This is a genomic window from Mesorhizobium sp. M7A.F.Ce.TU.012.03.2.1, from assembly GCF_004006095.1.
GTDB lineage: Bacteria > Pseudomonadota > Alphaproteobacteria > Rhizobiales > Rhizobiaceae > Mesorhizobium.
Genome location: NZ_CP034779.1, coordinates 3,769,565 through 3,781,916 on the forward strand (window position 1 = coordinate 3,769,565; position 12,352 = coordinate 3,781,916).

General features: G+C 64.4%; 12 protein-coding genes. 7 read left to right on the plus strand and 5 right to left on the minus strand.

The genetic code is table 11. The annotated features are described in order from the left end of the window. Nucleotides 1-30: 30 nt before the first annotated feature. The 6 genes from EJ079_RS18320 to EJ079_RS18345 all read left to right on the plus strand — a co-directional run bounded on the left by EJ079_RS18320 (nt 31) and on the right by EJ079_RS18345 (nt 5,838). Nucleotides 31-1,668, plus strand: coding sequence for an ABC transporter substrate-binding protein (locus tag EJ079_RS18320; RefSeq protein WP_127809710.1), 1,638 nt, complete (start codon nt 31-33; stop codon nt 1,666-1,668). A 7-nt stretch (nt 1,669-1,675) separates the two neighbouring features. Then, the gene (locus EJ079_RS18325) at nt 1,676-2,635 is read left to right on the plus strand and encodes an ABC transporter permease (protein WP_127269148.1); all 960 of its coding nucleotides are present in this window, start codon (nt 1,676-1,678) and stop codon (nt 2,633-2,635) included. Further along, the gene (locus EJ079_RS18330) at nt 2,632-3,519 is read left to right on the plus strand and encodes an ABC transporter permease (protein WP_127326506.1); all 888 of its coding nucleotides are present in this window, start codon (nt 2,632-2,634) and stop codon (nt 3,517-3,519) included. The genes EJ079_RS18325 and EJ079_RS18330 overlap by 4 nt, the downstream gene beginning before the upstream one ends. Nucleotides 3,520-3,589: 70 nt before the next feature. Beyond that, nucleotides 3,590-4,612, plus strand: a complete 1,023-nt coding sequence (locus EJ079_RS18335) for an LLM class flavin-dependent oxidoreductase (RefSeq protein WP_164873964.1) — start codon at nt 3,590-3,592, stop codon at nt 4,610-4,612. A 39-nt stretch (nt 4,613-4,651) separates the two neighbouring features. Then, the gene (locus tag EJ079_RS18340; protein WP_127396570.1) at nt 4,652-5,299 is read left to right on the plus strand and encodes a ThuA domain-containing protein; all 648 of its coding nucleotides are present in this window, start codon (nt 4,652-4,654) and stop codon (nt 5,297-5,299) included. A gap of 128 nt (nt 5,300-5,427) precedes the next feature. Continuing rightward, a complete protein-coding gene (locus EJ079_RS18345; RefSeq protein WP_127396571.1) occupies nt 5,428-5,838 on the plus strand; it encodes a hypothetical protein in 411 nt (136 codons plus the stop codon). Nucleotides 5,839-5,848: 10 nt separating this feature from the next. On the opposite strand, the gene EJ079_RS18350 is transcribed toward EJ079_RS18345, so the two are convergent. Beyond that, the gene (locus EJ079_RS18350; RefSeq protein ID WP_127809712.1) at nt 5,849-7,870 is read right to left on the minus strand and encodes an amidase; all 2,022 of its coding nucleotides are present in this window, start codon (nt 7,868-7,870) and stop codon (nt 5,849-5,851) included. Between the two features lie 148 nt (nt 7,871-8,018). On the opposite strand from EJ079_RS18350, the gene EJ079_RS18355 reads away from it, so the two are divergent. Further along, nucleotides 8,019-8,294, plus strand: coding sequence for a hypothetical protein (locus tag EJ079_RS18355; protein WP_127396573.1), 276 nt, complete (start codon nt 8,019-8,021; stop codon nt 8,292-8,294). 15 nt (nt 8,295-8,309) lie between these two features. Here EJ079_RS18355 and EJ079_RS18360 read toward each other — a convergent pair whose 3' ends face one another. Genes EJ079_RS18360 through EJ079_RS18375 form a run of 4 tightly spaced genes read right to left on the minus strand, consistent with a single transcriptional unit; the run spans nt 8,310 to nt 12,198 of the window. Continuing rightward, on the minus strand, nt 8,310-9,395 hold the full coding sequence (locus tag EJ079_RS18360) for a Gfo/Idh/MocA family oxidoreductase (RefSeq protein WP_127809713.1): 1,086 nt from the start codon (nt 9,393-9,395) through the stop codon (nt 8,310-8,312). A gap of 39 nt (nt 9,396-9,434) precedes the next feature. Beyond that, a complete protein-coding gene (locus EJ079_RS18365; protein WP_127396575.1) occupies nt 9,435-10,199 on the minus strand; it encodes an ATP-binding cassette domain-containing protein in 765 nt (254 codons plus the stop codon). Next, nucleotides 10,196-11,197 carry an ABC transporter permease gene (locus tag EJ079_RS18370; RefSeq protein ID WP_127809714.1) on the minus strand — a complete coding sequence of 334 codons (1,002 nt, stop codon included), beginning with the start codon at nt 11,195-11,197 and terminating at the stop codon, nt 10,196-10,198. The genes EJ079_RS18365 and EJ079_RS18370 overlap by 4 nt, the downstream gene beginning before the upstream one ends. Further along, a complete protein-coding gene (locus tag EJ079_RS18375) occupies nt 11,194-12,198 on the minus strand; it encodes a substrate-binding domain-containing protein (RefSeq protein WP_127381869.1) in 1,005 nt (334 codons plus the stop codon). Before EJ079_RS18375 ends, EJ079_RS18370 begins: the two co-directional genes overlap by 4 nt. Nucleotides 12,199-12,352 lie beyond the last annotated feature (154 nt).

Here is a 12,352-nt window from a genome sequence, read left to right on the forward strand (position 1 = left end):
TCAATCTTCATTTCAGAGCAGGGGTTTGACATGACCAAACGCAGAGATATCGACGCAGTTCGCAACCTGTCGGGGGACATCTGGAATGTCGCCGTCGATGAATATCAGGGCGGCTTTCTCAAACGCCGCGATCTCCTGAAATATGCAGCACTGCTCGGCTTGACCGGCTTTGCCGCCTCGCAGGGGCTTGGAGGTGCGCGCGCCGCGGCCGCTGCCGGCGGCACGGTTCGCGTCGGGCTCGGCCAGCCGACCAAGGCGATCGATCCGGTTTCGGTCACCGATCCGGCCAGCATCGGGGTGATCAGCCAGGTCGGCGAGTATCTGATCCTCGACGATCCGAAGGATGGTCTGCAGCCGAAGCTGGCTCTGTCCTGGGAAGCAAACGAGACGGCCAGTCGCTGGACCTTCAAATTGCGGCCAGGGGTGAAATTCCACGATGGCCGCGCGGTCACCGCTAGGGATGTTGTGGCGAGCTTCGAGCGGCTGGTCGATCCGGCCAGCGGCTCGTCGGCGCTGTCCGCCTACAAGGGCATCCTGTCCAAGGGCGGCGCCAAGCTGGTCGACGACGAAACCGTCGCCTTCGACCTCGATGGCCCAAACAGCAACTTCCCCTTCTATGTCTCCTCAGACGTCTACAACGCCGTCATCCTGCCGGCCGACTATGCCGGCGATTTCGAGAAGAATTTCAACGGCACGGGTCCGTTCAAGCTAAAATCCTTTCGTCCCAAGCAAGGCGCCAGCTTCGTTCGCAATGAAGACTACTGGGGCGACAAGGCGCTGCCCGACCGGGTCGAGATCAAGTTTTTCGACGACGAGCAGGCGCAGGTGCTGGCGCTGCAGGCCGGCCAGCTCGACGTCATCCCGAGCACGACGCGCCTGGAGCTGGCGATCGAGGGCAATCCCAATTTCAAGCTGCTGAGCGTGCAGGCAAGCTCGCATGACCAGGTGCATCTCAGAACCGACCAGGCGCCGTTCACCGACAAGCGCATCCGCCGCGCGCTGGCGCTCACCATCGACCGCGAGGCGGTGGTCAAGGGCCTGCTGAAGGGCCGCGCCATCGTCGGCAACGACACCCCGTTCGCGCCGATCTTCCCATCGGCGGATCCGTCGGTGCCGCAGCGCAAGCAGGACATTGCGGAAGCCAAGCGGCTGCTCGGCGAGGCGGGTGTGCCGAACGGCTTCGAGGTGACGCTGACCACCGAGCGCGCCTATGACATTCCCGACTATGCGGTGATCATCCAGAACTTCGCCAAAAAGGCCGGCATCGACGTCAAGCTCAATGTCCTGCCACAGGACGCCTATTACGGCTCGGCCACCTTCGGCAGCTCGCCCTGGCTGGATTCGGTGCTCGGCATCACCGACTACGGCCATCGCGGCACGCCCGACATCTTCCTCAACGCCACGCTGAAGAGTTCGGGAGCTTGGAACGCGGCGCATTTCAACAACCCGGCCTATGATGCGCTGCTGCTCGACTACTCTAAGGCGCGTGATCTGCAGGCACAGCGCCTCGTTGCCGGCAAGATCCAGACCTTGCTGCTTGACGAGACGCCGGCGATCATCAGCTACTTCTCGCAATACAGCCGGATCGTCAGCTCGAAGGTCGAGGGCGTGCGCTTCACCGCGATCTCGCATCTGCTGCTCGACCGCGTTTCCTTCGTCCAGGCATGATCGCGACATGCTGACCGGTCGCATTCTGTCAGCGCGTCTGGGCACACTTGTCCTCACGCTGTGGCTGGTCAGCATCCTGGTGTTCTTCGCCGGGCAGGTCCTGCCCGGCGATGTCGGCCGTGTGATGCTCGGGCCTTTTGCCGATGCGCAGGCGGTGGCGGAACTGAACAAGCGGCTGGGCGCCGATCAGCCGGTTCTCGTCCAGTACTGGCTCTGGTTCAGCAAGGCCGTCACCGGTGACTTCGGCACCTCGCTGTCGATGCGCGGGCCGGTGGCGCCCTTCGTGCTGGAAAGCCTCAAGCGCTCCGCCGCCCTTGCCGGCATTATTCTGATTTTTCTCATTCCGCTTGGCGTTGGTGCCGGCGTCGTTGCCGGTCTCAATGCGGGCCGCTTGATCGACCGGCTGATCGTGATGGCAGGCGTCTCCTTCGGCATTGTGCCTGATTTCGTTTCTGGCCTGATGCTGCTCATCGTTTTCGGCCTGTGGCTGAACTGGTTCCCGATCTCCGGTGTTGCGCCCGATGGCGCGGGCTTCTGGACGCATGGCTATTATCTGATCCTGCCGGCGCTGCCGCTGGTGCTGAACCTTGCCGGCTACATCGCCCGGATGACGCGGGCAGGGGTGATCGAGGCAATGGCCGCCGATTATACGCGCACCGCCGTCCTGAAAGGGCTCGAGCGGCGCGAGATCATCTTTCGGCACGTGCTGCGCAACGCGCTGACGCCGACCATCGCGGTGCTGGCGACGCAGACCGGCTACATGCTTGGCGGGCTGGTGGTGATCGAGGCGCTGTTCGGCATCCAGGGGCTTGGCAATCTGGTTCTGAATGCGGCCAAGGCACGCGATTTCCCGATGCTCGAGGCCGGGGTGCTGGTGATGGCGGCAATCTTCGTGCTGTCGGCGGCGGCCGGCGACCTCGTACTGGCGCTGCTCGATCCGCGGCAACGCCGCCGGACCTCGCCATGACAGATCTGGCGGAGTTTCCCGCACCACCGCGCTCCGTGGCCGGCTTTCCGGCAGTGCGCCGGATACGCAGTGCTTTCGCCGGATTGCCGCCGTCGGTCGTGGTCGGATCGCTGCTGCTTCTGTTCTGGGTCGTGTGCGCCATAGCAGGCAACCTCTTCGTTCCCTACGATCCCTATGCCGAGGATTTCCTGGCGATGCTGACGCCGCCCGACGCGCTGCACTGGTTCGGGACCGATCAGCTCGGCCGCGACGTGCTGTCCCGCATAGTCGTCGGATCGCGCGACATCCTGCTGGTTGCGCCGCTGGCGACGCTGGCCGGTGTCGCCGCCGGCAGCATCATCGGGTTGGTGCTCGGCTATTTCGACGGCCTGGTCGATGCCATCGGCGCGCGGCTGCTCGATACGCTGATGGCGTTTCCGTTCATCGTTCTCGTCACCATGACGCTGGTGGCCATCGGCCCGTCCAATCTAACGGTCATCCTGGTGATCGGCATCGCCTACGCGCCGCTGGTGGCGCGCACCGTCCGCGCCGCCGTGCGCGAGCAGAAGGAGCGCGACTATGTCAGCGCTGCGCGGCTTGGCGGCGAGGGCCCGCTCGCCATCATGTTTCTGGAGATACTGCCCAACATCAGGGAAACGATCTTGATCGAGCTGGTCACAAGGCTGGGCTACGCGTTCTTCTCGATCGCGACGCTGAGCTTTCTCGGCCTCGGCATTCAGCCGCCATCGGCCGATTGGGGGCTGGCCGTCGCCGACGGCTATGGTTTCCTGACCGGCGGCAAATGGTGGGTCGTCGTCTTCAATTCCGCGGCAATCGTCTCGCTGGTGATGGCAACCAATCTGATCGCACAAGGCATCGGCGCCTTCGAGAATAGCGATGCATGAGCCTTGATCGGGCGTGTCGAAAAATCTCTTTTGTATTGAAGCCTGACGCGCATCCTTATATCGCATGGCTATGAAGAAAATCGGTTTCCTGTCATTCGGGCACTGGACGCCCTCGTCGCAATCGCAAGTGCGCTCGGCTTCGGACGCGCTTTTGCAATCCATCGAGCTGGCGATCGCCGCCGAGCAACTGGGGGCGGATGGCGCCTATTTCCGCGTGCATCATTTCGCCCGCCAGCTCGCGTCGCCGTTCCCGTTGCTGGCAGCCGTCGGCGCCAAGACCAGCCGCATCGAGATCGGCACCGCCGTCATCGACATGCGCTACGAGAACCCGCTCTACATGGCCGAGGATGCGGGCGCTGCCGACATCATCGCCGGCGGCCGCCTGCAGCTTGGCATCAGCCGTGGCTCGCCCGAGCAGGTGATCGATGGCTGGCGCCATTTCGGCTACGCGCCGCCGGAAGGCCAGAGCGACGCCGACATGGCGCGGCATCACGCCGAGGTCTTCCTCGAGACGCTGCGGGGCGAGGGGTTCGCCCAACCCAATCCGCGGCCGATGTTCCCCAATCCGCCCGGCCTCTTACGCCTCGAGCCGCATTCGGAGGGTTTGCGCGAGCGGATCTGGTGGGGTGCGGCCACCAACGCCACGTCGGAATGGGCGGCCAAGCTCGGCATGAACCTGCAGAGTTCGACGCTCAAATTCGACGAGAGCGGCAAGCCGTTCCATATCCAGCAGGCCGAGCAGATCCGCATCTATCGCGAGGCCTGGAAAGCGGCCGGTCACAGTCGCGAGCCGCGCGTCTCGGTCAGCCGCAGCATCTTTGCGCTGGTCGACGATCGCGACCGTGCCTATTTCGGCCACGGCAATGAGAGCCGCGACCAGATCGGCTTCATCGAGGAGAACACCAAGGCGATCTTCGGGCGCAGCTACGCGGCCGAGCCGGATGTGCTGATCAAGGAATTGGCGCAGGACGAGGCGATCGCCGAGGCCGACACGCTGCTGCTCACCGTTCCGAACCAACTTGGCGTCGACTACAATGCGCATGTCATCGAGGCGATCCTGACCCATGTCGCGCCGGCGCTTGGCTGGCGCTGACGCCGGATCGATCAGGGCGGAGTTCCAGGGAGGTACACAATGCCAAAGAAGGCCTTGATCGCCTGGGGCGGCTGGGAGGGCCACACGCCGGAGCAGAGCGCGAATATCGTTCGCACCTTGCTTGAGCGAAACGGCTTCGACGTCACGCTCGGCCAAGGCACCGCGATTTTCGCCGATCCGGAGCTTGCTTCCTTCGATCTCATCGTGCCCGTCATCACGATGTCGACGATCGAAAAGGCCGAGTTGCAGAACCTGACGCTTGCCGTTCGCGGGGGAAGCGGGCTCGGCGGTTTCCACGGCACTATGGGCGACAGTTTTCGCAACGAGCCCGACTATCAGTTCATGACCGGCGGCCAATGGGTGGCGCATCCCGGCAACATCATCGACTATACTGTCGCGATCACCCGGCCGGACGATCCGATCACAAAAGGCATCAGCGATTTCGCCTACCGGTCGGAGCAATATTACATGCATGTCGACCCAAGCAATGAGGTGCTGGCGACCACCACCTTTACCGACGCGCATTTTCCGGGCATCGGCGGCGTTGTCATGCCGGTCGTCTGGAAACGGCGCTATGGAGCGGGGAAGGTTTTCTACAGTTCCCTTGGTCACACGGCGGATGAGTTCGCGGTGCCGGAAATGGCGCTGATGGTGGAGCGGGGTTTGCTTTGGGCGGCGCGGGGGTAGCCTCTGTCAGTCACCAATTGCGAAAGGCGAGCGGCGAACTGCGGAGGCAGCGAGGTCTGAATTCCTGCAATGGCTAGAAAGTCGGCCGCTGTCGAACTACCATCCGGTGAACAGCAAAGGGGGGTGGAATGGATCATCAGCGGACAGTATTCTTGGTCGGAGGGGGCACGGGCGGAGACGAGGAAGCCGTGTTTACGCTGCATGTAGAGGGCGCCGTCTGCAGCCTGACATGCGGCTACCGGGACAAGGTGATCAGGGCCGAAGAGGAAGATTTTTTCGAAGCTCTGTTCCAGATCCGTCAGGGGCTCGAAGCCGATGGTTTGCTGCCCTTCTGCTACGGGGCGAGTGCCAATGTTTATCCCGAAAATACCGTGATGGAGAAGAGTCGCGGATTGATGGCCTGCAAGGTGACGATGGGGCGATTTCCCCAAGAGACGGATCTGGTCGACATATTTGACGATGGCGTCGACGTGGTTCCGGTTTTCGTCCACATTCAGCAGGAATTTTGGGAAGAATGGCTGGCCTCTCTGCCCTCCTAGTGCCCAGCACTCATTTTATCCCGCCGGTGACCGCAAAGGCGCCAGCGGTGCGCCCATCCTCCAGCCGCACCACCGCCGTCACGATCGAACCGTAGGAGCCACGCCAGACGCTGTGGAAGCGCTGATGCTCGGCGGCCGGAATGAGGGCATGCCCGCTGAGGCGCGCACCGCTTCGCTGCAGCACGACGACCTCTCCGTTGACATGCACCTGGATGTTGGCCGTTTCGGCGGCCTCGCCGGGCAGTTCGAGCGTGATGACGATCTCGTCCTGATCGCCGGAAGGCCGCGTCTCGGCGGCAAGCGTGATCGCGAACGCTGGCACCTTGCTGTCGCCGGCTCGGGCAGGACGGCCTGAAAACACATCGTCGTCAAGTTCCGGCGTGCGCGGCGGGCGGGTGCGGCGCTGCGTGGAGCGTTCGAAGTCGCCGGCCATGCGCAGCAGTCTCTCATCGTCATAGGCCTTGCCGGCAAAGGTGAGGCCGACCGGCATGCCGATATCGGCCATGGTTCCCATCGGCACGGTGACGGTGGGGATGCCGAAATGGCGCCAGACCAGATTGCCGTTGGCGACCCAGGTGCCATTGCGCCAGGCAAGGGCGGCGGACGCCTCGTCGATGTCTGCATCGGCCGGTCCGACATCGGCGGCCGCGGGCAGCACCACGGCGTCGATGCCATGGGCGTCCAGCCAGTCCTCGAAATCGATCCGCCTTGTCGCTTCGAGGCCCTTCAGGCCTTCTTCAATCGTCGGGATTTCCGTGACGGGCGTGACGCCGGACCGCGCCCGCTCGACATATTCCCTCAGGTCGAAGCCGCCCTCATAGCGGTCGGGCAGCGTGCCCGGCGGCTGCGGGAAGATCTTTGGGCCGTCGACCGAGACGAGATCGGGCAAAGACGGGTCGGCATTGGCGCGCAAAAAGTCGTCCCAGCCCCAGATGCTGAGATCCCAGAGCTCGCGGTCGGCGAACTCTGGGGGCACCAGCCCGCGCTCGACCATGGTGCGCGTGCCGGGGCGGTCGCGCTCATAGTTGGAAACGACGGGAAAATCGACCTCGACCACCTCGGCGCCAAGCCGCGTGAGATCGGCCGCGGCCCGCTCCCACAGGGCAAGCACCGAGGCGCGGGTTTCGATCGGCGCATCGGCCTCGCTGTCGCGGCCGATATACATTCTGGGCACGCCGAGCCGCTTGCCTTTCAACGACCCCGCCAGTGCGAGATCGGTATAGCGGGGCGGCCGCACAGCGGAGCTTTTCGGCAGCTCGACCCAGGGCTGCGCGCGCCAGAAATCGCCTCGCGTCTCGGGATCGTCGGCGACGATCACATCGAGCAGTTCGAGCATGTCGGGCATTGTCCGCGCGTGCGGCACCACGACATCCATGGTCGGCACCAGGGGCCAGTTGCCGCGCACCGAAATGACGCCGCGCGACGGGGTGTAGGCGACCACTGCATTGTTGGTGGCCGGCGCGCGGCCGGACGACCAGGTTTCTTCGCCAAGCCCGAAGGCGCAGAAGCTGGCCGCCGTCGCCGTGCCGGAGCCATTGGACGAGCCCGACGCGAAGGCGGCGGTCAGATAGTCGCCATTGTAGGGGCTCTCGGCGCGACCGTAGACGCCGCGCTGCATGCCGCCATTGGCCATTGGCGGCATGTTGGTCAGCCCGATCAGCACGGCGCCGCCGGCGCGCAGCCGGGCGATGGTGAAGGCGTCCTCATTGGCGATGAGATGCTCGAAGGCGGGCGAACCGGCGGCCACCGTCACGCCTGACACCTTGTAACTGTCCTTGGCGGTGTAGGGGATGCCGTCGAGCGGTCCGAGCACGGCGCCGTTGCGGCGGCGCTGGTCGGAGGCCACCGCCTCCTCAAACATGTCAGGGTTGAGCACTGGGACGGCATTAAGGCTGATGCCGTGGCGGTCAAAATGCGCGATGCGCCTCAGATACGCCCCGACCAGTTCGACGCTGGTGGCGGTGCCGTCATCGAGCGCTCGGCGCAGTTGGTCTATCGTCGCTTCGACGAGGTGAAGGCTGGCGTCGGTCATCACTGGTTCCAGGCTTTCGTTACAATCCTATGGATGAGCGAGGCAGCTGGCTTCGGCAAGAGCCTATCGCGGTCTTCTCGGAACTTTTGTCCGGCTGGCGGTTTTGGATGTATGGTGTGATTCTGGAATGGCCAGGAGGGTATTGGCGATGACCATGAAATGCGTTGCGATCCTAGCTCTCGCTGTCGCCATGGGCTCAAGCGTTTGCGCCGCGGCGTTCGCTGGCGACCGGCATCACGACCGCCGGGTCCACTCCGAACGCTACGTTCCCGCCGAAGGCGATCTCATCGACATCCTGTTCGGCGGCCCGCGCTACTACGATCAGCAGTTGGTGACGACGGCGGCCGGCGCGTGCTCCTACCATCGCGTCGGACCCGACGCGAATGCGGTGAACAAGATCAACGATCATCACTGTGGGAAGTAGGCGGCAGGCAGCGCCTCAGCGCCCGTCACTCTCCTTCATCCGCTCGATGATCTCGGCCATCAGCGCCAGGTCGCGGCGTGAATCGGCGAGGTCGGTCAGAGGCTTTGTGCCTTCGGTGATGTGGCGGTGGAAAATCTCGAGTTCATTCGAGAAAGCATCGCCGTAGAGAGGCCCGAAGGTTTTCGTCACCGGGCCGAGCGGGCCGGCATCGGTGACCTCCAGCCGCGTCGGCAGGCTTCGGATGTAGGGCGTGTCGTAGAGAATGCGCACACGCCTGGTGTTCGAGCGCACCTCGATCATGGCGTCGAACAGGCCGAGATCGTCGACCACCGCGTCGTAGAGACAAGCGAAATGGCCGTAGTCGAAGGTGACTGATGTGTTGGCGCCGCCATTGGTGCGGTGCGCGGCCAGCACGCGCGCCGGCTCGCCGATCAGCCCGCGCATCGCCGAAATGTGATGCGAGGAAAGTGCCGTCAGCCCGCGATAGGCGCGCACCAGATCGGCCGGCGCGTCGGCGCCGACCACCTCGCGGATCAGCGCGTCGCGTTCGCTTGCGCCACGCGCCAGCAGGGTAGGGTCTATGTCGTTGGGATAGAGGACGTTCTGGCTCTTCTTGAGAAAGTGCCGGCCTTCCGAGATCAGGTCGAAGATTCGGACATGGGTGATGTCGGCGTATGCCGGCAGTTCGTCCCTGGCCGCCAGATAGGCCGGCGCGTAGCGGCGCATATAGCCGACGAACAGGGTCTTGTCGTAGCCCGGCATCAGCGCCAGCAGATCGTCGATTTCGCGCACCGTCAGGCAGGCGGGCTTTTCCAGCAGGATATGCTTGTTGGCTGCAATCGCCGCCCGCACGAAGCGGCTGTGGGTGTCGTCGGACGACAGCACGAACACCGCGTCGATGTCGGGCGAACTAATCAGCGCCTCGGCCGTGTCGAAGGCCTTTGCCGTCGTAAATTCAGAGGTGACGAGTGACACCAGGCTGGGCGACACGTCGTACACGCCCGCGATCACCCAGCGGTCGCGCTGATCGCCCAGCACAGGCAGATGGATCGACTGCGCGACCTCTCCAAGACCTATCAGTCCGACACGAATTGGTGCCACAGGCGAACTCCCTTTGATTTCAAGTCTGATGCTGCAGGACTATGCCGCGCCGGTTACCAGCGCGACGAGCTCGTTTCCGGACGTTTCGGAAGCGCGCACGGTCGCCGCCATCTTTCCCGCCCGCATCACCCAGATCTGGTCGGACAGGCGGCGGACCTGATCGAAATTGTGGCTGACCAGGATGACTGAGACCGACTGCTCGCGCAGACGCCGGATCAGAGCCTCGACATTGGCGGTCTCCTGCACGCCGAGTGCTGCCGTCGGTTCGTCCATCACCACCAGCTTGGCGCCGGAGCCGACAGCGCGGCAGATCGAGATCGCCTGCCGCTGGCCGCCCGACAAGCGCCGCACACGCTGGTTGATCGACGGCACGTTGATCGACAGCCGCGACAGCATGGAACGGGCCTCGCGCTTCATCGCCTTGCGATCGAGGAAAGCGAACGGCCCGATGCGGCGCACGATCTCGCGGTTGAGGAACAGGTTCTGCGCGACCGTCAATTCGTCGATCAGCGCCAGGTTCTGGTGCACGGTCTCGATGCCGGCCTTGCGTGCCTCGTCGGGGTTGGCGAAGGGCCGCGCCCGGCCGTCGAAGAACAAATTGCCGGTGTCCGGCTGATGCACGCCGACCAGGCTGCGGATCAGCGTCGACTTGCCGGCGCCATTGTCGCCGATGACGGCGGTGACCTCGCCGCGACGGGCCTGGAAGGCGACGTCGGTGAAGGCGCGGATGCCGCCGAAATGCTTGCTCAGCCCTTCGCAGGCGATGATCGCCTCAGCGGCGGGGATGTGATGGGGCGCGCTCATTTCTGATACCGCATGATCAGGGCCGCCAGCACCACGATGGCGCCCACGGCAAGCGGTTGGTAGAAGGCCGAGACGTTGAGCAAGGTCAGGCCGTTGACGAGTGCTGTGAGCATCAGCGCGCCGATCGCCGGTCCCAGAATGCTGGCGCGGCCGCCGAACAGGCTGACGCCGCCCAGCACCACCGCCGCCACCGAGTTCAAGAGCAGGCTGGTGTTGATCTGCGGTTCGGCCGAGCCGATGCGGGCGACCAGAAGAATGGCCGCGATGCCGGCGCAGAAGCCCGAGATTGTATAGGCGGCGATCTTGACCCGGTTGGTGCGGATGCCCAGCGCGCCGGCACTTTCGGTCTGGCCGCCGGTCGCCAGCAGATGCACGCCGAAGCGTGTGTGGTAGAGTGCGATATGCGCGACGATGACGGCTGCGATTGCTACCCAGACCGGATAACCGAACGGTCCGAGCGAGCCGGAAGCGAGCCTGAGCAGGAAGGTCGAGCCGACCATGGTCGGTTCGCCGCCCGACAGGATGAGGCCAAGGCCGGTGATGCCTGACAGCGTGCCGAGCGTCACCACGAAGTCGGGGATCTTGCCTGCGGTGATGATCAGCCCGTTGAGGAAACCGACGGCGCTGGTGGCGAGAACCGCGAGCCCGCAGGCGACGAAGATGCCGTAGCCGGCGGCGTTGACGAGGCCGAGGATGATGGCGCCGAGCATGACGGCTGCCGCCAGCGACAGGTCGATGCCCGAGGTGGCGATGACGAAGGTCTGGCCGATCGACAGCACCACCAGGATCGCCGCCGCCAACAGCAGCGCCTGCAGATTGGCGACGCTGAGAAAGACCGGCTGGGCGATGCCGAAGACGATGACGAGGCCGACCAGGCCGACGACGGATGCCCAGTCGGCCCAGAAGGACGGATCGAGGAGGAGAGCCGCCAGGGAGGGACGGCTCTCCTCAGCACCCGCCGAATGGGCGGCGGGTGCGTTGTCTGCTGGTGTGCTCACTTCAGCATCTCGCGGAAGGGATCGGGATAGTCGCCGCCCGGCCGCGGGAAGTTCTTCAGCGAGGCTTCGGCATTGTCCTTGTTGATCAACAGCACCGGCGCCGGCACGTTGGCCGGCAGTTCCTTGCCCTTGGCGGCCACTGCACAGGCCTCGAGGCCCATGGCGCCGACAACATAGGGATATTGGGCGACGGTGGCGGTGAGTTCGCCTGCCGCAATCGACTTGAGCGCGTCGACGATGCCGTCGAGGCCGATCACCTTGACGTCCTTGCCCGAGGTCCGCACGGCGCGCTCGACGCCGAGCGCCATGATGTCGTTGGCGGCGAAGAAGCCGGCGAGATCCGGGTGCGCGGCGAGAATATCGGTGGCGGCGGTCAGCGCCTTTTCGCGATCCCAGTCGGCGCTGACCATCACCACGATGTCGAGTTTGCCTTCCACCGCCTGCTTGAAGCCCTTGATGCGGGCGTTGGAGCCGACATCGCCGATGATGCCGGCGACCAGCGCGACCTTGGAGCCCTTCGGCACCAGCTTCAGCATCTCTTCGCCGGCCAGCGCGCCGGCGGCGACATTGTCGGTGCCGATATAGGTCGAGACGGCAAAGCCGGCGGCCTTGGCCTGTTCGGGGTCTATGGTCGAGTCGATGTTGACGATCGGCTTCTTCTTCTGGGCGACCGGCACCAGCGCCTGGACGAGATTGGAGACGCTGATCGGGTTGACCAGGTAGCAATCGAAATCCTGCATGGCCATGGCGGTCAGGCGGTCGGCCTGGCCGGTGGCGTCACCCATATTGGCGGCGGCCTGGACGCTGACATTCACGCCGTTTGCCTTGGCCTGTTCCTCGATGCCCTTCTGCATGGTCTGGAAGAACGGATTGTCGAGGCCTTTGACGATGGCCGCGACTTTCGCCGTATCCTCGGCATGGGCGGGCGCTGCGACGATGGCTGCAAGCATGCCTGCGCCAAGCAGGTTCGTGCCAAGCTTCAGGCAATTGAACATACGCATGGTTTTTCCTCCTCCTGATTGTTTTATGGGCTGCATCAATGTCGCTGTCCGGTGACTGCAATGTTAGACGGCGCGCAAGCGACCCCGGCGCCTGGCGCGATGGTCCCGCCAACAGATTGCTGCCCGCTTTGGAATGTGCGGACTGCAGCCGAGG

Coding starts and splice junctions, on each gene's coding strand:
- EJ079_RS18350 (WP_127809712.1), bottom strand. CDS start 7,870: ATGACCGACGCCAGCCTTCACCTCGTCGAAGCGACGATAGACCAACTG.
- EJ079_RS18340 (WP_127396570.1), top strand. CDS start 4,652: ATGCCAAAGAAGGCCTTGATCGCCTGGGGCGGCTGGGAGGGCCACACG.
- EJ079_RS18325 (WP_127269148.1), top strand. CDS start 1,676: ATGCTGACCGGTCGCATTCTGTCAGCGCGTCTGGGCACACTTGTCCTC.
- EJ079_RS18355 (WP_127396573.1), top strand. CDS start 8,019: ATGACCATGAAATGCGTTGCGATCCTAGCTCTCGCTGTCGCCATGGGC.
- EJ079_RS18365 (WP_127396575.1), bottom strand. CDS start 10,199: ATGAGCGCGCCCCATCACATCCCCGCCGCTGAGGCGATCATCGCCTGC.
- EJ079_RS18345 (WP_127396571.1), top strand. CDS start 5,428: ATGGATCATCAGCGGACAGTATTCTTGGTCGGAGGGGGCACGGGCGGA.
- EJ079_RS18335 (WP_164873964.1), top strand. CDS start 3,590: ATGAAGAAAATCGGTTTCCTGTCATTCGGGCACTGGACGCCCTCGTCG.
- EJ079_RS18375 (WP_127381869.1), bottom strand. CDS start 12,198: ATGCGTATGTTCAATTGCCTGAAGCTTGGCACGAACCTGCTTGGCGCA.
- EJ079_RS18320 (WP_127809710.1), top strand. CDS start 31: ATGACCAAACGCAGAGATATCGACGCAGTTCGCAACCTGTCGGGGGAC.
- EJ079_RS18330 (WP_127326506.1), top strand. CDS start 2,632: ATGACAGATCTGGCGGAGTTTCCCGCACCACCGCGCTCCGTGGCCGGC.